16 protein-coding genes are annotated in these 19047 nt (G+C 61.4%); 8 read left to right on the top strand and 8 right to left on the bottom strand.

Features of this window, described 5'->3' with window-relative positions:
* Positions 1 to 258: 258 nt before the first annotated feature.
* Genes IPM54_26875 through IPM54_26865 form a run of 3 tightly spaced genes read left to right on the top strand, consistent with a single transcriptional unit; the run spans position 259 to position 4242 of the window.
* On the top strand, positions 259 to 540 hold the full coding sequence (locus IPM54_26875) for a septum formation initiator family protein (protein ID MBK9263415.1): 282 nt from the start codon (positions 259 to 261) through the stop codon (positions 538 to 540).
* Positions 541 to 599: 59 nt separating this feature from the next.
* The gene (locus IPM54_26870; GenBank protein ID MBK9263414.1) at positions 600 to 2549 is read left to right on the top strand and encodes a hypothetical protein; all 1950 of its coding nucleotides are present in this window, start codon (positions 600 to 602) and stop codon (positions 2547 to 2549) included.
* A 16-nt stretch (positions 2550 to 2565) separates the two neighbouring features.
* Positions 2566 to 4242, top strand: a complete 1677-nt coding sequence (locus tag IPM54_26865) for a methylmalonyl-CoA mutase (GenBank protein ID MBK9263413.1) — start codon at positions 2566 to 2568, stop codon at positions 4240 to 4242.
* Between the two features lie 6 nt (positions 4243 to 4248).
* On the opposite strand, the gene IPM54_26860 is transcribed toward IPM54_26865, so the two are convergent.
* The 7 genes from IPM54_26860 to IPM54_26830 form a co-directional block, all read right to left on the bottom strand.
* Positions 4249 to 5616, bottom strand: a complete 1368-nt coding sequence (locus IPM54_26860; protein MBK9263412.1) for a sigma 54-interacting transcriptional regulator — start codon at positions 5614 to 5616, stop codon at positions 4249 to 4251.
* Between the two features lie 97 nt (positions 5617 to 5713).
* Complete coding sequence (locus IPM54_26855; protein ID MBK9263411.1) at positions 5714 to 6910, bottom strand: serine/threonine protein kinase; 1197 nt, start codon at positions 6908 to 6910, stop codon at positions 5714 to 5716.
* Between the two features lie 44 nt (positions 6911 to 6954).
* Entirely contained in the window at positions 6955 to 7959 is a 1005-nt protein-coding gene (locus tag IPM54_26850; protein MBK9263410.1) for a hypothetical protein, read from the bottom strand.
* Entirely contained in the window at positions 7956 to 8357 is a 402-nt protein-coding gene (locus IPM54_26845) for a hypothetical protein (protein MBK9263409.1), read from the bottom strand. Before IPM54_26845 ends, IPM54_26850 begins: the two co-directional genes overlap by 4 nt.
* Positions 8354 to 8953 (bottom strand): hypothetical protein, encoded by a 600-nt coding sequence (locus tag IPM54_26840; GenBank protein MBK9263408.1) that lies wholly within the window; start codon positions 8951 to 8953, stop codon positions 8354 to 8356. Before IPM54_26840 ends, IPM54_26845 begins: the two co-directional genes overlap by 4 nt.
* A 131-nt stretch (positions 8954 to 9084) precedes the next feature.
* Complete coding sequence (mutY, locus tag IPM54_26835) at positions 9085 to 10212, bottom strand: A/G-specific adenine glycosylase (GenBank protein ID MBK9263407.1); 1128 nt, start codon at positions 10210 to 10212, stop codon at positions 9085 to 9087.
* Entirely contained in the window at positions 10209 to 11516 is a 1308-nt protein-coding gene (locus tag IPM54_26830) for an aminopeptidase P N-terminal domain-containing protein (GenBank protein MBK9263406.1), read from the bottom strand. The genes mutY and IPM54_26830 overlap by 4 nt, the downstream gene beginning before the upstream one ends.
* Positions 11517 to 11540: 24 nt before the next feature.
* Here IPM54_26830 and IPM54_26825 point away from each other — a divergent pair, with 24 nt between their 5' ends.
* The 4 genes from IPM54_26825 (at position 11541) to IPM54_26810 (ending at position 14591) form a co-directional block, all read left to right on the top strand.
* Positions 11541 to 12197 (top strand): hypothetical protein, encoded by a 657-nt coding sequence (locus IPM54_26825; protein ID MBK9263405.1) that lies wholly within the window; start codon positions 11541 to 11543, stop codon positions 12195 to 12197.
* 34 nt (positions 12198 to 12231) lie between these two features.
* Positions 12232 to 12798: a hypothetical protein gene (locus IPM54_26820; protein MBK9263404.1), complete on the top strand. Its 567-nt coding sequence runs from the start codon at positions 12232 to 12234 to the stop codon at positions 12796 to 12798.
* Entirely contained in the window at positions 12795 to 13292 is a 498-nt protein-coding gene (locus IPM54_26815) for a hypothetical protein (protein MBK9263403.1), read from the top strand. The genes IPM54_26820 and IPM54_26815 overlap by 4 nt, the downstream gene beginning before the upstream one ends.
* A gap of 138 nt (positions 13293 to 13430) precedes the next feature.
* Complete coding sequence (locus IPM54_26810) at positions 13431 to 14591, top strand: phosphodiester glycosidase family protein (protein MBK9263402.1); 1161 nt, start codon at positions 13431 to 13433, stop codon at positions 14589 to 14591.
* 186 nt (positions 14592 to 14777) lie between these two features.
* On the opposite strand, the gene IPM54_26805 is transcribed toward IPM54_26810, so the two are convergent.
* Entirely contained in the window at positions 14778 to 17303 is a 2526-nt protein-coding gene (locus IPM54_26805; GenBank protein MBK9263401.1) for a hypothetical protein, read from the bottom strand.
* A gap of 192 nt (positions 17304 to 17495) precedes the next feature.
* Between IPM54_26805 and IPM54_26800 the strand changes: the two genes are divergently transcribed.
* A complete protein-coding gene (locus tag IPM54_26800; GenBank protein ID MBK9263400.1) occupies positions 17496 to 19028 on the top strand; it encodes a protein kinase in 1533 nt (510 codons plus the stop codon).
* The last annotated feature ends 19 nt before the right edge of the window (positions 19029 to 19047 follow it).

Genomic DNA, 19047 nt, shown 5'->3' with positions numbered 1-19047 from the left:
ACGCCGGTCTTTCCGGACCAACCTGAGGCCGAACGCAACGCGCGTATGCTAACCAAAGCTTCTCGAATTCGCGAAGAAAGTCGTGTGTGAAGCAAAATGGGACGAACCTCGCCCCAACTGCGGCCCACTTCGTCACTGAAAAACCGCGAACAATCGGGGCACGAGCGTCGGTTCCCCCACTGCAAAAGACTGCCAAAGAGTTGACCCGCCGATGATTTCCGTGTCACACGCCTTTGGACCATGCAGCGATTCACGCTCGTGCTCGAACGAGTCCTGCCGCTCGCGATCCTCGTCGTCGCGGTCGTTGGTGCCCCGGTGATGATTTTTTCACCGGAAGGATTGCCGCGGCTTCGAGGTCTCGAACGCGAGCTTGCGCAAGTCGAAGAAGAATCGGCCGAGCTTGGCCGAGAAATCGAAGCTTTGCGCGGTCGAGTGCAACGCCTTCGTGATGATCCCACGGCTGTCGAACGCATTGCACGCGACAACCTCGGTATGCTCCGCCAAACGGAAGTCGTTTTTCAGTTCCCCGCTTCCCGTTGAAATCAAAGCAATAGAAGGGTTTCTTGCGACGGCTCACGGCCTCACGTACCGTGCGGCATGTGTCGGTAGAGCTGGGTCGGCGGCTGCTCGCGTCAGAACTCGTCACGCGCGAAAATGTGCGGGATGCACTGCTGCTTTCGGAGTTGCGCGGCATCTCATTGCCACGGGCGCTCATTGAACGCGGCATCGTTACCGAAGCAGAGCTCGATGACGAAATCGCGCGTTTGGCAGGGCCAGGCCTTCGGTACGTTCAAGGTTCGGTAGAGCTCGTCGCGAAACTGCCCCGCAGCATGTCGCGGCGCTTGTGTGCGCTTCCGACGCGTACCGATCCGCTAACGGGGGTCGTCGATGTTGCCGCTGCGGACCCGTTCGATCCGCATGTCGAAACGGAAATGGCGTTCCACCTGAACGCTCCCGTGCGCGTGCTTCGCGCATCGATTGCAGCCGTTGAAGAAGCGATTCGACGCATCGATTTCGCTGCCGTCGATGCACCTGCGGAGGCAAAACCACGACCACGACGGCTCACACCCGCCCTGCCCTATGGCGCGCCAGGATCCATACCGCCTCCGGCTCCAAGCACACCGATCCCACTCGTCGTCAAACGCGCAGCTCCGCCGACGCTCGACGACGAGGACACGTACGTCGATGATTTGAGCTCAAATGAATCTGACCCGCTCGGTCGAACCGCCGGTTGGGGAACGGTCCTGCCGGATCGACACGATTTGCCGAATGGTTTGGAGGACGTGGAGGAATCCGCGTCGCTCGGTCGAACCGCCGCATGGGGTGCACCTGCGCACGCTGCGGCCGATTTGCACGAAGATGTCGACACGGACGAATCACCGTCGCTCGGTCGAACGGCTGCATGGGGCGCGCCTGCGCGTGCACCAGCACCCGTGCATGACGAGGCAGAGCTCGACGAATCACCGTCGCTCGGACGAACGGCTGCATGGGGAGCGCCTGCGCGTGCACCTGCACCCATGCGTGACGAGGCCGAGCTCGACGAATCACCGTCGCTCGGTCGAACGGCTGCATGGGGAACCGCCGTGCCGAATCGAGAGGCAACCGCGGCTCCTGTTCGACGACTGAATCGAACATTGGGGTTCGAAGAAGAGCCACAACGCGTGTCGTTTCCATCGGCGCCGCCACCCGGTCACGAATCCGTGCCTCCGCCGCTCGGCTTCGCTCCGCCGGAAGTCTCCGCATGGAAGGGTTTGACGAACCCATCGCCGCCGCGGGACGTTGCCGCAAGCTCGGGGTTTGCGGCACCGACCGAAAGTTCGTCGGTGAACGTTCACGAAGCTCCGACCTGGCGCGCGATTGACGAAGATACCGACATCGAGACGACGTTTGTCTCGGCACACGCAAGCCCTCCTGAAGCGTCCTCGCGCTCCGCGTCGACCGTCGAAACGATCTCGCTCAACTCGATCCCCGAAGCGGTGACGCCCGTTCCCCCGCCTGCCGCTGAGCCGACGTTCAACGAGAACGACTTCGACGACGTGCCTCAGCGCGCGACGCTCGTCGAGTTTCCTCCGCCCACGTCGATGGTCGATGTGAAGGCGACCATCTCGGCGCTCGCGAGCGTGACGAATCGCGACGCGATCGTGGACCTCGCGTTTCGCTGCATGTCGCTGTTCGCGCATCGCGTTGCGCTCTTCACGGCCAAGCGCGATGCGTTTCACGGTTGGATGTGCAACGAAGCTTTTGGGTCACCGGAGGCATTGCGCAAGGTTGTCATTCCAAACGATCAACCGAGCATCATGGCCACGGCGATGGCCACTTCCATCTATCTCGGCCCAATCCCCAAGACGCGTGCCCACGAGGCACTTCTCGCCGTCATGGGAACGTCGAGCCGAGACGTCGCCGTTGCAACGGTGCGCGTGGGAGGCAAAGTCGCAGCGATGCTCGTTGCCGACGAGCTTCGCGATACGCTGTCGGGCACCAGAAGGATGGACGAGCTTGCAAGAGCGATGGGTGATGCGCTCACCCGACTCGTCAAGGCTCGTGGATGAGCCACACTAGACAAACATGAAGAGCTCAGACGATTCGTCGGACCGCGCCGAATTCGAGGCGCGACTTGCAAAATCACGCAAGGCAGCACGACCTCGCGTCGGGTTGCTTGCAGGCGAACCGGGATCTGGGGGCGTCGACGCCGACGACCTCTACGATGCCTCGACACTCGAAGCGCTTGGCTTCGATCCGGCGCGCGATCTCGGCTTTCCAGGCATGCCGCCGTTCACGCGTGGCGTGCAACCGAACATGTACCGCGGGCGCCTTTGGACCATGCGGCAATACGCCGGCTTCGGCACCGCAGAAGCGTCGAACGAGCGTTACCACTACTTGCTCGGGCAGGGACAAACCGGCCTTTCCGTCGCGTTCGATCTTCCGACGCAGATGGGTCGAGATTCCGATCATGCGCTCGCAAAAGGAGAGGTTGGTCGCGTTGGCGTTGCCATCGATTCGCTCGGTGACATGCGCCGACTGCTCGCAGGTTTGCCGCTCGATCGCATCTCGACGTCGATGACCATCAACTCGACCGCAGCGATCCTCTTGTCGCTCTACGTTGCAGTTGCCGATGAGAATGGCGTTCCGAGAGACAAACTCCGCGGCACGATTCAAAACGACATCCTGAAGGAGTACGTGGCACGGGGAACGTACATCTACCCGCCGCGGCCATCACTTCGTTTGATCAGCGACATATTTGCTTTCTGCTCCAAGGAAGTTCCTCACTGGAACACGATTTCCATCAGCGGCTATCACATGCGCGAAGCAGGGTGTGACGCTGCCCAAGAGATCGCCTTCACGCTTGCCGACGGCATCGCGTACGTGCAAACGGCGGTCGATGCGGGGCTCGATGTCGACGACTTCGGCGGTCAGCTTTCGTTTTTCTTCAACGGTCACAACAACTTGCTCGAAGAGGTCGCAAAGTTCCGAGCGGCTCGACGGCTATGGTCATCCGTCATGACCGAGCGATTCGGCGCAAAGACGGACAAAGCAAAAGCGCTGCGTTTCCATTGCCAAACCGCGGGCATGACACTCCTGGCGCAGCAGCCCATGGTCAACGTCGTACGCGTTGCCGTCCAGGCCATGGCTGCTGTCCTCGGAGGGTGTCAGTCGCTGCACACGAACAGCTATGACGAGGCCGTTGGACTACCAACGACCGAAGCCGCAACGCTCGCACTCCGTACGCAGCAGGTGATCGCGAACGAGTCGGGCGTCGCCGACTTCGTCGACCCGCTTGCCGGAAGTTACGCAATCGAAGCGTTGACGACGCGTCTCGAACAAGCCGCGCGTGCGTACATCCGCCGCATCGACGAGATGGGCGGTATGGTGAGCGCCATCGAACAAGGGTACGTGCAGCGTGAGATCCAGGCAGCGGCGTACCGCTATCAGCTCGACATCGAATCGAAGAAGCGAGTCATCGTGGGCCTCAACGATTACCTCGGCGAAAGCGCTCCCATCCCCGTGATGAAGATCGATCCTCGTGTCGAAGAGGAACAAACCGAGCGCACTCGGCAATGGCGCAGCGAGCACGATCGCCCCGAGAAAAGCGAAGCGCTCGGTGTCGTCGATCGTGCTGCACGTGGTTCGGACAACCTCCTGCCGCCGATCCTCGACGCGGTAAAACGTGGAGCGACCGTCGGTGAAATCAGCGATGTGCTTCGTGGCGTGTGGGGCCAGCACATCGAAACGCTGACGATTTGAGCGGTTTCAAGTGTCGCCCGGGTCGTACAGCCCGCGCTTCTTGAGCAGCGCGCGAAGATGATTCCGCGCGATATCCGCCTGTCGTGACGCCTTCGATAGATTGCCGCCGCAACGACGAACGAGCGCATCCAGGTACGCCCGCTCGAATCGATCGACCGCGCGAGACTTCGCTTCGGCGAACGTTCCTTGGAGGTCCAACGGTTCCCGTTCGGCGTCGCTTCCACGGAAGCCGAATCCCTCACCCGCGAGATCCTGTTCCGTGATTTGTTCGTCCTGACAGAGCGCGGCCGCACGCGCGATGACGTTGCGCAATTCTCGGACGTTTCCGGGCCATTTACGTAGAGACAAACTGCGCAGGGCTTCCTCGGAAATCGTGAGCGATTGTTCAGTCGTGGAGAGATCCTCCAAGAAGTGTTGCACCAAGATCGGGACGTCTGTGGGGCGAGCTCGCAAGGGCGGCAAGACGACGCGTGCCTCGGCCAAACGGAAGTAGAGATCTTCGCGGAATCGATGAGCATCGATCTCGGCGCGCAGATCACGATGAGTTGCTGCGATGAGCCGAAAGTCCACAGGGATGACTTCGTGCCCGCCCACGCGAGTGAAGCTTCGGCTCTCGAGCACGCGGAGCAGCTTGGGCTGCACATCCAGGGGCAATTCGCCGATCTCATCGATGAACAACGTCCCGCCGTGCGCCCGCTCGAACGTACCGATGTGACGCGCGTCCGCACCCGTGAACGCACCGCGCTCGTGCCCGAAAAGGACGCTCTCCGTCAGCGTTGGTGGAAGCGTGGCTGCGTCGAGCACAATGAAGGGGCCAGCATTGCGCGACGATGCTGCGTGGATCGCTCGAGCAAGTTCCTCTTTGCCCGTGCCCGTCTCGCCTTGGGCAAGCACGGTGAGCGAGGTTCGTGCGACTCGCTCGAGCGTTGCGAATAGCTCCCGCATCTCGCTCGACACGCCGATGAGTCCGCCAAAACGAACCGCATCACTTCCACGTTCGGGTTCAGCGCGATCATCGACTTCGACTCGCACGAGCGAATCACCCATCTTGAGCAGTGCGCCCGGACCAACTTCGCATTCGATCACACGATGCGTACCTAGAAAGGTGCCGTTCGTCGTTCCTAGGTCACGTACGAGGATGCGCCCTTCAGGCCGACGTTCGATCTCGATGTGCGTTGCGGATACGCGAGGGTCGACGACCACGAGATCATTGGTCGGATGACGACCCACGGTCACGCGGGCGCGCGTGACGAGCAGCATCTTTCCTGCGCTCGCACCCTGTGTGACGACCAAACGTGCAACCTCACCGCCACTACGTGTTGGGCGCGGCGCGACTTCGGTCGACGGAAGCTTCGGGCCAGTAGATTCAGTCACGGCTCATTTCCAAGGGGCAATAACTTTTTGGCTGTCTAGCACGGTTATCGTCGAGCTTGCTTCGCGCGCCTTGATGTCCATGAAGTGGCGCGAATCCTCAAAAGCCCGCTTCATCCACTCGAGTGACAGGCGCGCCGTTTCGCTTCGGCACAGTTGGCACCTTGCGTGCGCTTGGAACAATGGTGGGAGGCGTGCTCGAAGGCGGCGGTTCCGAGATTGGAACTGCGAGAGGCACGCTCGACGACGGGTTGCTCGTCGGGTGCGACGTCAACGCTTGGCTGACACTTGCAGAAATTTCGGGCGCCGAAGGATTGGAATCCGTCGTTGTTCGGACCACGGCGAACATGACGATGGTCGACACCGCGCCTGCTGCCGCGAGTGCCACGACAAACACGCGTCGGCTGCGTGATGGACGCGCATTCGCCACCGTTTGCGGTTGTTTCATGGCCAATTCGAGCTCTCGTGCGAGCGCTTCGGCATCATTGAAGCGCGCCGATCGATCGGTGCTCAAGCAACGTTCGACGATGCGCTCCAAGGCGTCGGGAACATTCGGCGCAGCTTGGCGTATCGGTTTGACGGCGTTGCGCCGGATTGCCGCAAGCACGGCGTTGGTGTTTGGAGCCTCGAACGGTCGCGTGCCCGCGAGCATCTCGTAGAGAATGACGCCGAGCGCCCACACGTCCGTGCGAGCATCGATGTCGCGCTGCCCCAAAGCTTGTTCGTAACTCATGTACTGCGGTGTTCCGAGCACCTGCCCCGTCGCCGTGAGCGTCGCGCACAATTCCGGATCGCCCAAAGCCGCGGCTGCTTTTCCGATGCCGAGGTCGATGATCGTGGGCACGATGCCTGCGTTCCTGCAGTGCAGCACGATGTTCGCCGGCTTGAGATCACGATGCACGATGCCGGCGCGATGCAAAGCCGCAACACCACGCGTGATGCCGAGTGCAAGTGCCGCTGCTTCTTGCCACTCGAGTTTCGTTTCACGTGACAAACGCGCTGCCAACGTCTCGCCTTCGAGCAAATCCAGCACCAAATAAAGAAAGCCGTCTTCGGTCTCGCCCACGGCACGCACACCGACCAGGTGCTCGTGCTTGCCGCGTGTGAGAAGACGCGCTTCCTTCATGAAGCGATCACGCACTTCGGCGCGCCAGCCTGCTGCATCGAGCGATATCGCTTTGATCGCAACGTCGGCGCCGCTCTCGCGATCAACCGCCACCCACACCGTGCTCATGGCGCCATCAGCCAATGGCCGTGCGATCTCGTAACGATCGGCGAGGATGCGACCGACTTCCACTTCGATCAGGTATCACATCGAGGGCAGCGTCGGCTCGTGGCAACTCACGAACCGCCAGCGGGCTCAATCACGATTCGATCGTCGTTTGCAGCATCGAGAGCCGCTTCGACGGTGACACGTATTCCCTTGCATCGAAGCTCCATCACCGCTGCTCCGGTTGGGCGCTTCCGGCACGCAGGATCATCCGACACGTTCACGCTGAACTCACGCCGCAGAACATCGGTTGCTCGCGATACGCCCAGAGCGCGTCCGCGCGTGTCGTCCGGAGCAATCGTACGACCTCCAAAGGTTTCCTCGAGCCGTACGAACAAGTCCGGACCGCCGATACTCACCTTGCGCGGGCGCCCGTTCGCATCCTGAGACACTGCGACCTCGACCGTTGCCTGTCGTTCTTCGAGCCCCTCACCGTTCGTCGCTTCGTAAACTTTCTCCAATAGCTTCACGCAGATACGCGTCACGTCGGTCTTCGGCTCTTCGACGCTGCCGCATCGCGCCTGTGGCAAAGACAAACTCCACGGAATCACGAGCGTCGGCTTCGCCTCGGAGATGGGTTTGTCGAAGGCCGCCGGATCGAGCCACATGCGCACCGCTGTCAAAATCTCTTCCCGCGCTTCGGTTCGCTGCGCCGCGACTGCGGCAATCTGAGCATCGACGGTCATCAATCCGCTGTCGAAACCCGTGGGGCCGCGGGGCTTTTCATTTTGCCTGTAGAGGAGCTGCTTGGCTTCGTCCGCGTGTGGGCCGCGAGGGAGCGCGGCCAAGTACGTGTAGAGGCCGTCGTGAGCATTTCGTAGGTGCTCAAAATAAAGCGGCTCTGCAACTTGGTAAAACTTGCGCGTGTCCGGAGCGAACGCGCCATCCGGGTAACGTGCGAGGTATCTCGCTGCGGCGACGATGCGGCCTTCGAGCGTTGGAGACGTCCGCGTTTTTCGATACGCGATCCATTCATCGTGAGACGTCGCAACTGGCCGAAGAGGTGCGCACGCCACGCTCGCAAGAACGATCGCCAGGACAAACACCCGTACGAGCCACGAAGGGCCGCGCATCATGGAGCTCCTCCGACCGGACAGAAGTTGCATTCGGTCGGCGTCGTCGCACCTTGGTCAGCGACGAAGGTCGCATAGCCATCGCATGCGGTCGCTTCGAGTGCGCGGAGACAAACGTCACCATCGTGCTGGATGGGAAAACATCCTTCCGGAAACGCCGTTGGGGCTTGTGTAGGGTCGCACGCGCGCGTGCAAGCAGCCGTGACGAATCCGCACTCACGACACCGAGCACAATCGAGCTCGGCCTTTTTCTTGAAGAACGTGACTGCATCGAGATCCGAAGGCTCGGCGCCGCAACTCCCGATGTCGCCAACCGTTGGTGCAGCAACGACGAGCACGAGCACGGCGGCAAGGTTTAGCACTGCGACGCGGTGACGAACCCTTTGATCTCCAACCTTCACGGCAAAACCTCGAGGTCCACGACCAAGCCCGCGGTTACCGAAACGATTGGGTAAACCGGGTACTTTTTCTCCCACGTACTGGCGCCATAGAAGATGTTTCCCGCAAGATCGAGCGAGACACCGAGCCCCCCGGTCAAGAAGAAGACGCTTCCCACCGCGATCTCTCCGCCTACGTTGGTTTGAGGAGAAAGAACGAACGCTGGTCCCACGCGCGCATACCCGAGCAAGCGCGAGGGCCCTCGATACAGAAGCATGTAACCGGGCGTGAGCACCGCTTGATCCACGCCCGTCAGGGCAAAGCTGATCGACGTGAAGCCGCCGTGCTGAAGCCCGTCGGGAGCTCCGAAAGTAGCTGCAGCGGACAGCGTGACGTAAGGCGCCGTCGCACTCAGCGATTCACCCGTCGTCCCAAATTGCGTTGCCAATCGATACGGATTGTTGAACCGCAATCCGCCGCCAAACCCAATGCCTGCAAGCACGCGAGCGTAACGTCGAACCGGTGCGTCGAGCTCCCGCAAGCGCGCCTCACGCTCCACCGCCGATAGCAGTTTGGGATCCGTCGACGCCGCATCAGCCGCATGGGCGTTCGACTCCATCGACAGGAGAAACCCGATCGTCGCGAGGGCTTTCGGGAGGCATCGGTGGCGCATGCGAATCGCCGACGGGTCTTAACCCGGCAGGCTTGCCGTTCGCACGCAAAATGGGCGCTTGCAGAATTTTGGCGTGTCTACGCGCCCTCTTTGCGTTGCTGCGAGGCCGTTCTCGAACGAGGCGCAGCCGCGGCAAGGACCTTCTTGGCAAGCGTGGAGATGCCAATGCCCGTGGGTTCACGCGGAAGCCATGCGAGCTTTTCGTAAGGTTCGGTCGTTGGTGCATCGAGGATCGCGACGGGTCGCCCTTGGCCGCGACAAACGATCACGTCGAGCTCGCGGTGCGTCAGGACGTGACCCACTCGACCTACCTTGGACAAACGCACGTTCGATTCCACGCCTGCTCCTTCGAGCGCAGATCGTGCATCGATGATCGAGCTTGCTGGCACCATGGGCGGTTCCCACAAGCCGCCGAACAGACCGCCTTCTTTGCGACGGGCAAACAAGATCAAACCTTCGTGCTCGAGAACCGCAGCGACCAGCGGCACCTTGGGAGACGCTCGCTTCGCGCTCATCACGGGCAAGTCGCGTTCCTTGCCCTGTGCTCGCGCAACACAGTGTTCGCGCACAGGACAAACCAAACATCCGGGATCGCGAGGAAGGCAAATGGTCGCACCAAGCTCCATGAGCGCTTGATTGAACTTGCCTGGTTCGTCCTTTGGAACGATGCGTTCGGCCGTGGCCCACGCTTCGCGCATGCCCGCGGTGCTCTTCATGTCGAGCTCGATGGCGAAGATGCGCGCGAGCACGCGAGCCACGTTTCCATCGACGAGCGCTGCGGGGTTGTCGAATGCGATGCTGGCGATCGCGCCGGCCGTATACGGGCCGATTCCGCGCAGCGCACGCAAAGCCTCGACGTCCGCAGGGAACGCGCCGTCGTGCTTTTCGACGACCTCTCGAGCACACCGATGCAGCTCGCGCGCTCGGCGGTAGTACCCGAGGCCGCTCCAAAGCGAGAGCACTTCGTCGATGTCTGCGCTCGCTAGCGCGCGTACGTTCGGCAAGCGAGCCAAGAAGCGCTCGTAATACGGGATCACCGTTTCTACACGCGTCTGTTGGAGCATCACTTCGGACAGCCAAATGGCGTAGGGATCGCGCGTCCTGCGCCAAGGAAGATTCCGCGCGCTTTTGTCGAACCAGCGCACGAGCGCCGGGGCGAGAACGTTGGGTTTGTCTTCGGATGTCGTGAGGTTTTTCTTCTTCATCGAGCGTCGCGACAAACGCGTTCGATGTCGTCGGGCAGCTTGGGGATGGCGGCCGTGAGGTTTTCATACCCAGAAGCCGTCACGAGGATGTCGTCTTCGATGCGCACGCCAATTCCACGATATTCGGCAGGCACCTTCGTGTCGTCCGGAGCGACGTAAATCCCCGGCTCGATCGTGAACACCATCCCCGGCTCGAGCGTTCGCGGTTTGTCATTCACGTAGTACAAGCCAACGTCGTGGACGTCCATGCCAATCCAATGGCTCGTGCGATGTGGGCAGTAGCGCTTGTACGTTTCCTTCTCGATGATCTCGTCGAAGCTACCCGTCAGTAGTTTTTCTTCGAGCAACCCCTGGATCATGATTTTAAGGGCAATTTGATGGATCGCGTCGACGTTCGTGCCGGGTTTGACCGCGTCGATACACGCCATCTGCGCAGCCAGCACGATGTCGTAGATGCGGCGTTGTGCCGCGGAAAACGCCCCGCTCACCGGGAACGTGCGGGTCACGTCGGACGCGTAAAACTCGTACTCGCACCCTGCATCGATGAGCAGTAGCTCGCCCGCTTCCATTCGCCTGCGGCTGCCGTGGTAGTGCAGGATCGTCGCGTTTGGACCAGATGCGACGATGGGCGTGTACGCAACGCGCGCAGATCCGCGATGCATGAAGATGGCGCGGATGATCGCGTCGATCTCGTATTCGTACAAACCTGGCGCGGCCTTCTGCATCGCGGCCATATGCGCCTCGCGTGTGATCGACGCAGCGGTTCGCATGATCGCGAGCTCCACGTCGGACTTGACGAGGCGCATGTCGTGCAGGCCGCTCCGCTCGACTTCGACGACTTCGCTCGGCCAAACCTTGTTCGCTCGGCGCCCTTTGCCTCGCACGGCTCCGATGGCGCGCAAGATGCGCTCGTCGAAGGCGCGATTCGTTCCGAGATCGTAGTAAATGCGCTGATGTCCCGTCAGATATTCGACAATTTTCTCGTCGAATTGGTTGATGGTGTATGACGCATCCACCCCGTATTTTTCCTTGGCTTGCTCGGGAGTGGGGCGCGGCCCATCGTAAACTTCGGTCTCGGGGTCGCGCTTGCGGATGAACAAGACAAACTTGTGTTCGGGATGCTTCGGCGAGACGACGAGGACCGATCCGGGTTCGTCGAAACCCGTCAGGTAGTGGACATCCGAGTGTTGACGGTATTCGTGGTGAACCCCGTTGTTACGCACGGCCTCGGGCGCAGCTTGCAAGACGAGCGCGCCATCGAGACGTTCGAGCAGCGTTTTGCGGCGATCGGCAAACACGTTCATCACGCCCGAACTTTATCGCATCGAGTGGGCTTGCTGTTTGCGCTTTTGCTCGTCGCGATGCTCGTCGTTGGGTGTCGTGAAAAGCAACGGCCGTGGGAGCAAACGGGCGAGGAGCCTCCTCCGCCGTGGCCGAGCGCGACGTCGAAGCCGCTGCTGTCGCCGACGTTTGTCCAGGCCGCATCGCTGGCGCCGAGTGGCAGTGCCGGCCCGCTATTACCAGATGAACAGCCTCTGCCGTCACCCGTGCGGGTCGGTGGTCCATGGGTGCGCTGTTATGGAGATTTTCGCCTCGAAGGACCGCTCTTGGCCGACCTCACACGCTTGACGATGCTCTGTGGTCCCCCCAATGGGATGCGCAGGCTTTCGAAAAAACCTGTCGAAGGAGATGTCGTCGAGGGTGGCAGTCCGGTGACGATGCCGCTCGAAGCCAAGCGTGGGTTTTGTTATCGAGTGTTCGCGGTTGCAGAAGCGTCGGTAACGGACTTGGACGTCGTGGTTCGATCCAGCCGTGGCGCGTCGATTGCGCAGGATCACGGCGAGGACAGGTGGCCCATCGTTCAGCCTGACCGGCCCTTTTGTCCGCTCGAAAATGATGCGATGACCATCGAGCTGACCGCTCGCCGCGGAAAAGGACGCGCGGCTGCCGAAGTTTGGCTGTTGCGTGCGGCACTGCCCGATTGACGTTCGCGTTCATTGTCGCTACTGAGCGGCACGGATGGGCGACACCGACGACACGACGCATCGCGACGACACTTCGGAAGTGGAAAAACCCGAAGGGGAGCGGCGGCGTGCGTTCGACCGCGCGATCCCGGACTTGCTGAAGCGCGCGGTGGAAAAAGCGGTCGAGACGGGTGTGGGTAAGTTGAGCGAAGGGCCCGATGGCCTAAGGAACTTCGTGGGTGACATGAAGCTCCCGAAAGAAGCGATGCACTACCTGTACCAACAGATCGACGACACGAAGGCCGGTCTGTATCGCGTGGTCGCCAAAGAGATTCGCGACGTCATCGAACACACGCAGTTCGCTGATGAGATTACGAAAGTTCTCACGAAGCTTTCGTTTGAGATCAAAACAGAAATTCGTTTCGTTCCAAATGATTCGCGAGCAAGCGACAAGTCGAAGGACGAAGACGAAGAGGGCGACGGGGAGCTTGGGAGCGACACCGAAGGTGCGTCCGCTGCACCTTCTCAGGGTTTGCCCAAGCCCACGGTTTCATCGCAGGTGACGATCAAGGACCGCGGGAAAGACGCGCGGCGCGAGCGCAAGAGACGCGAGGGGACGTGACGACGAAGAAGCCGAAGACTGGTGGCGAAATCGATTCTTATTGCACGAAGTGCAAGCTCGACTTGACGCATCGAATCATCGCCATGGTTGGTGATGAGGTGAAGAAGGTCGAGTGCAAGACGTGTGGTTCTCACCACCTCTATCGCCGACCAAAGAGTGAAAAGCTGATCGCTTCTACCGCGAAAGCGAAGCTTGTTTCGAAGCGTGAGTCAGGTGGCGCAAGTGAAGAGCGCGAGAAGCGACCCGTGAGCGCGAAAGCTGCCGCGGCCGCACAACGCGAGCGCGATCAGACTTCGCAGTGGGAGCATGCGATCGCTGGGCAGCCGATGAGCGCGTTCAAGCCGTACCGCATCACGTTGACGCTCGGTACGGGCGAGCTCGTGCGGCATCCCAAGTTCGGTGATGGCGTCGTTGCTCGGGTGATCGACCGTGGAAAGGTCGAGATCCTTTTTCAAGATGGTCCAAAGACCATGGCGCACGGCCAGACGGTCTGAGGTTCTGTTTCCGCATCGAAACTTTGGCGTATGCGCTGAATGCGCTACCCTCGCGCCCGCGTGGCAGACGAAGCAAAGCCGGCTGTGGCTAAGGAAAAAAAGCGGCGTTGGCCGCGACGCTTGGCCATCGGTTTGGCCGTGATGACCGTTGGCATCGGCGGGGTTTGGTACGGGATCCACAACATTCCAGGGTTCGGCCCAGCTCTCGCCGATGGCGTGCGCGCAGTGCTCGGTCCGTCGGTCGTGGCGTGGATCGAAGACACTGCGTACGGCATCGAGGATCAGATCAACGTGTGGCGTCACCAGGACGAAGCGCCGCGAACGTTCTGGGAAGTGCCTGCGAGTGCTCAACCTGCAAAGTCCGCAGAGCCGCCTACCACCGTGCCCGCTTCGGTCACGTCGGCCGATGCAGGAACTCCGCCGAGTCCCATCGCGCCAGCGTTTCCGCCTCCTCGCTTCGAGCCGCCTTTTCCCAACGTCGCAACGCCAGCGGATGGTGTTTGGATCGAGCTCGCCGAAGGACGTCGTGACGGTGACCCGCCCCTGCTCGTAAAGAGCGTCGTGCACCCTGACAAGAAGCGTGGGTTTGCCGCGGTGGCCGTGGTTGCGATGGACCTGTCGCGCGTTGCGTTGACGCTGGTTGCGGGAACGACGGAGCCAGTGTCGGAAAAGGTTTCACTTGCCGAACGTCCGGGAACGGTTCCTGCTGCGGAGCGTCCCAACTTGATCGCGGTGTTCAACGGTGGATTCAAGGCGCTTCATGGTCAGTACGGGATGATGCTCGACGGCAAGATTTTCCTGCCGCCGCGTGACATCGCGTGCACCGTGGGCCTGTATCGAGACGGGTCGGTGCGCATTCGGACGTGGCCGAACATTTCGTCGACTGTATCCGACATGGTTGCGTACCGACAAACCCCGCCGTGCTTGGTCGAACAGGGCGTACTGAACGACAAACTCACGGAGTCGACCAAGAACTGGGGCGCAACCGTGAGCGGAGAAACGGTGATCCGCAGGTCGGCGATTGGAATTGATGCGTCAGGAAAAACCTTGTTCTACGCACTCGGGGAAGCGGTGACTGCGCAATCGCTTGGCCAAGCGATGAAAGCCGTTGGTGCGCGTGACGCCGCTCAGCTCGACGTGAACTACGCCTACCCGCGTTTCATCTTCTTCGATCATCCACCGGGAGCGGAGCGACGCGCCGTGTTATCGCTCGTGCCGCACGTGGACTATCGCTCGCACGACTACGTGCGCGACCCATCGCCGCGCGACTTTTTCTTCGTCTCGAGACGGAGTCTCTAGTCGTATCTGGTGCCGGGCCAGGAACCGCGCGCTCGCTCCGCACGCGTGGGACGCGCGCTTCGCGAGGCTAGTCACGATGGGGGGCTCGCAGGCGGCCCTGTGAGTGTTTTGGCCAAAGGACAAAACACGGGCCGACTGCTCTGCCCCCCATACCCCCGGATGGGCCAGGCCAGGAGTGACCCACCCTCAAGCTTTCGGGCGCGCGATGTTTTCTTTGAGGTCGACGGCCCAAACGGGGCCTCCAGGAGCGGGATCGCCGCCTGGTGGTCCAGCACTGACCTCGATGCGCGCAGGAGCAACGGCGCGCAGGTAGACGCGTTGTCCAACGGCTCCTGCACCCAGCTTGCAGATGGCCATTTCGACGCGCGGATCATCGGCCGCGACTTCGCCATCGTCTTCGGCGCGCATGTGCAAGATCTCCACATTGGGCTTCGTGCACGCGCCCATCTCGCGCCACACGTCGTACTCGACCGTGGGATCGAGGACGTCGGCGAGTTGGCCATGGCGATTGCGTCCGACGCGATAGCGGAATGCATCGCGTTTCTCGGCTCGTAGAGCGGCCCCAATGCGCTCGAATCGCATCGCGAGTGCCCCGAGAGCACACGCGGTCTTGACCGTCGGTGCGCCGAGGTTGAGGCGATCCGGTTCGATGAACCGGTGAATCTTGACGTTGCGCGGCAAGCTCGCGACGAGCTTCTCGTAGAAGATCGGATGCATGCTCATGCGGCCTCCGAGCATCACGCGCAGGCCCTCGTAGGGATCCGGCCCGCGGCCAATCTTCTCGAGCGCCTTTTCGAGCCCGGCGCAAATGGTTGCGACGCCTTCGGAGAACCACTTCTCGATTGCGCCCGAAATCGCTTCTCGATCGACATCGAGCGTGAGGTCGAACGATTCACCTTCTGCCGTCGCAAGCTTTACGGACTTCGGCAGTTTCGTGTCTCCACCTTCGAGCAGCGGCCTGATGGCATCCTTCAGAAGCTCGACGTTTGCCCGTGCCCACGGCGATGCGGAAAGCAGATGTTCGAGCGCCGGTGACGGAGGTTCGTCCACGGGTCGATCGAACGGCACGCGCGCATTCAGCGCTTGATGCGCAGCCGCGACGTAAACGCGATACGCGAGTCGATGCAGAAGCCTCTCACCACCGAGCCAAGGAATGCTCGTCGGTTCGAGGTATTCGATCATGCGTTCGTAACCCTCGGATTGTTCGTCGAGTTTGGCATTACGGAACAGACCAAAAGCGATCCCCGTTTCGCTCGCGCCGGCATCGATGGCACAGAATGGAACCGGATCGGGCTTGGGTGCGATCGCGAATGCACGGAACGCATGAGCGACGAAGGGAATCGCTGCTGGGCCTGCGTCGAGCACGGTGAGTCCTTCGAGGTCGTGGTACTCGAGCATGCCCGCAGGAAGGCTGCGGAAGATGCCGCGACGAACCGCAACGAGCGCGCTCTTGCGGCGATCGTCGGACCAGCCCGAGGGCATTGCGACGAGGTACCGCGTGTGGATTCCGCGCGTCCGATGGTTGACGTTCAAACCAATGTAGTACGCGTAGAACTCGATCGGATCGAATGGGTCGTGTGCACCGATGCCCTCTTCGTCGATGATCGGCGGCGCGGGCTTCTTCAGCACTTCCTGTGACTCAGGATCACCACGACCACGCAGAGCAATCTTGTCCTTCAGCTCGACCCGTTCGCGAAGCAGCGGCAAGTTCGTGAGTGTCGATGCGGCAAGCGATGCGGCGTCGTCGGCGCTTCGTTTGCGAAGGGCGCGGGAGGCGTGTGCAACGGTGACTTCGCCCCAACGCGTCATCGGCAGGATCACGCGATCGCGCCACGCCTTGAGCGTCTTTGCGAGTTGTTCGAAGTGGATCTCGCTCGGGTTTTCGTAGTCCGCGGACACGACAGGCGGCGTCGTCGCGCCGATTCGAATGAGCTCGGGCGAGCTGCGATCGCTCCGCAACGCCACGACTGTCGAGTGAGCACCAAGGTCGATAGAGACCCATTCCTTCAGCGTGTCGAGCTTGGGATCGCGACGTCGGATTTCGGGAGGCACTGCATCGCGATCACTGCGTCCGATGCGTCGATGCAAACCGACAACTTTGCCTTGTCGCAAGATGGCGATGGACGTTTGTCCGATGTACCGCGCACCCGTCCACAAGCCACCGGTCGAGTCCGTGAGCAAGTGGCCCTTGATGCACGGCAAGTTGGCGACGACCGTCGGGAACAAGTCAGCGAGCTGATCGCTCGATGCTACGCCGTCGTAACGTTCGATCTTGATCGCGGGGCTGTAATAGTCCTGCGCGCCTGCGCCATAGATGCGGGGCGTCGTTTGGATGAGTTTCAGGTACGGGACGGGCGAGCTGTGTTCGTCGAGGCGAAACTCTTGGAACATCTTCGCGGGCCCGATCTGATTTTCCATCTCCGGTCCGACGCGCGGCACGCTCGAGTTCATCTCGGTGCCGAAGTACAGAAACTTCGTGGGGGCACCGCCGGTGAACGCGGCGATTCTCACTTCGATGAACGACGCCTGTCCGGCAGGCAGCGGCGGAAGTGGAATCGTGTAGTCGAGGACCAGGGTCGTGGACCAAGGCTGATCGAAGAGGCGAGATTCCCATCGCGTTGCAAGCGTAGGGAAACTTCGCCCTTCGAGCGAAATGAGCATCTCGGCTTCGCGAAGGTGTGCGTCGTCGATCGACAGCTCGTAGAGCGCCATACGCGGCCGACGTTAGCACGAAGAGCCCGTCAATCGGGCAATGCCTGATGAAGGCTTTCGTTCGTTCCGGTGTGAAGGGCGTTCCGAGCGGTTTTGATGACGGATCCGCAACAGACCTCTGGGCCTGGCATATCGACCCGTGGTAGAATCGAGCCCGTTGGATTCCTTCCGCTTCACCAGAGCGACGCCCTCATGAGCCTCAATCCCGGTCAAGTCCTCGACGAGAAGTATCAAATTCTCCGCTTGCTCGGCACAGGCGGAATGGGGGCCGTGTACGAAGGTGAAAACCTCCGCATCAAGCGGCGCGTAGCGATCAAGGTTCTCCATGCGAGCGTTTCGAGCGCAGCCGACAACGTGGCGCGCTTCGAACGCGAAGCGCAGGCCGCGGGCCGCATCGGATCCGAGCACATCTGCGAAGTGCTCGATCTCGGCGTCTTGCCCGACGGCTCGCGCTACATGGTCATGGAGTATCTCGATGGCGAGACGCTGAGCCAGCGCATCAAGAAAAACGGGCGCCTCGCTCCTGCGCAGAGCATTCCGCTCATGGCCCAAGTGCTCGATGCTCTCGGCGCTGCTCATACTGCCGGGATCGTTCATCGCGATCTGAAGCCTGACAACATCTTCATCCTGCCGAACAAGGCAGGCCGCGCCGACTTCATCAAGATCCTCGACTTCGGCGTGTCGAAGTTCTCGCAGATCAGCGGCGAAGAGATGAACGTCACCCGGGCCGGCGCCGTGGTCGGGACACCGTATTACATGTCGCCGGAGCAAGCGCGCGGCATGGCTCAAGTCGACGCGCGCAGCGACATCTACGCGCTCGGCGTCGTGCTTTATCAAGCCACCACCGGACAAGTGCCGTTCCGCGCCGAAACGTTCAACGAGCTGCTCTTCAAGATCGCGCTCGAGCTGCCCCCGCCCCCGCAACAGTTCGTCCCGGATCTCGATCCCGAGTTTGCCGCAATCATTCAGAAAGCGATGGCTCGCGAGCAGCCGCATCGTTTCCAGTCCTGCGCTGAATTCAAAGACGCGCTGCTCGCATGGCAAGCAGCTCGCGCCACACCTGGTTATGGCTTTGCGACGGGTCCGGGCATGCACGTCACGGGACCCGGCCACATCACGATGCCGCCGGGGATGCTCCAGGGGCCGCTCGTGCACACTCCGCCGCCGGGCATGATTTCGGGCGTCGGTCCGGGCCCAGTGATTCCTGGACAAACTGACGGATCGCAAGCAACTGCAAACGCATGGGGAAACGCTTCGGGAGCGGCTCAACCCGCGCCAGCTCCTACGTCGTCACGGTCGGGAGCGCTCGTGGGTGTGCTCGTCACCGCCGTGATGCTCGGTGGTTTGGGCGTCGCCGGGTATTTCGTCTTCGGTCAAAAAGATTCGAACGCCAATAGTTCGCCCGCGGTTTCCGCGACAAACACTTCGGCGACGAACGCTCCACAGGCAAACCCTCCCGAATCCGCGACGCCGCCTGTTTCGGCAGCTCCGCCTCCCGAGGCCACACCGTCTGCCGATGCATCAGCACGTGAGGTTGCTCTAGACGAACCTCCCACGGCGGATATTTCTCCGGACGCAGGACCTGCGACCGCTGCGGCACCGACGGCGAGCACACCGTTTCCATTTGCTGCCAGTTCAACGACGAAGACTTTCTCGGGCCCGAAACCGGGCGGCAGCAGCACGAACAAGACGAAGAAGCCGGGCGGCGTGGATCTGGGGTACTGAGCGGAAAGGCAGCTCCGTA

Source organism: Polyangiaceae bacterium, assembly GCA_016715885.1.
Classification (GTDB): Bacteria; Myxococcota_A; Polyangia; order Polyangiales; family Polyangiaceae; genus Polyangium.
Note: the sequence above shows the minus strand (reverse complement) of the source record. Positions and strands in the feature narration are given on the sequence as shown.

Coding starts and splice junctions, on each gene's coding strand:
- mutY (MBK9263407.1), bottom strand. CDS start 10,212: ATGAAGAAGAAAAACCTCACGACATCCGAAGACAAACCCAACGTTCTC.
- IPM54_26865 (MBK9263413.1), top strand. CDS start 2,566: ATGAAGAGCTCAGACGATTCGTCGGACCGCGCCGAATTCGAGGCGCGA.
- IPM54_26840 (MBK9263408.1), bottom strand. CDS start 8,953: ATGGAGTCGAACGCCCATGCGGCTGATGCGGCGTCGACGGATCCCAAA.
- IPM54_26820 (MBK9263404.1), top strand. CDS start 12,232: ATGGGCGACACCGACGACACGACGCATCGCGACGACACTTCGGAAGTG.
- IPM54_26805 (MBK9263401.1), bottom strand. CDS start 17,303: ATGGCGCTCTACGAGCTGTCGATCGACGACGCACACCTTCGCGAAGCC.
- IPM54_26830 (MBK9263406.1), bottom strand. CDS start 11,516: ATGAACGTGTTTGCCGATCGCCGCAAAACGCTGCTCGAACGTCTCGAT.
- IPM54_26850 (MBK9263410.1), bottom strand. CDS start 7,959: ATGATGCGCGGCCCTTCGTGGCTCGTACGGGTGTTTGTCCTGGCGATC.
- IPM54_26800 (MBK9263400.1), top strand. CDS start 17,496: ATGAGCCTCAATCCCGGTCAAGTCCTCGACGAGAAGTATCAAATTCTC.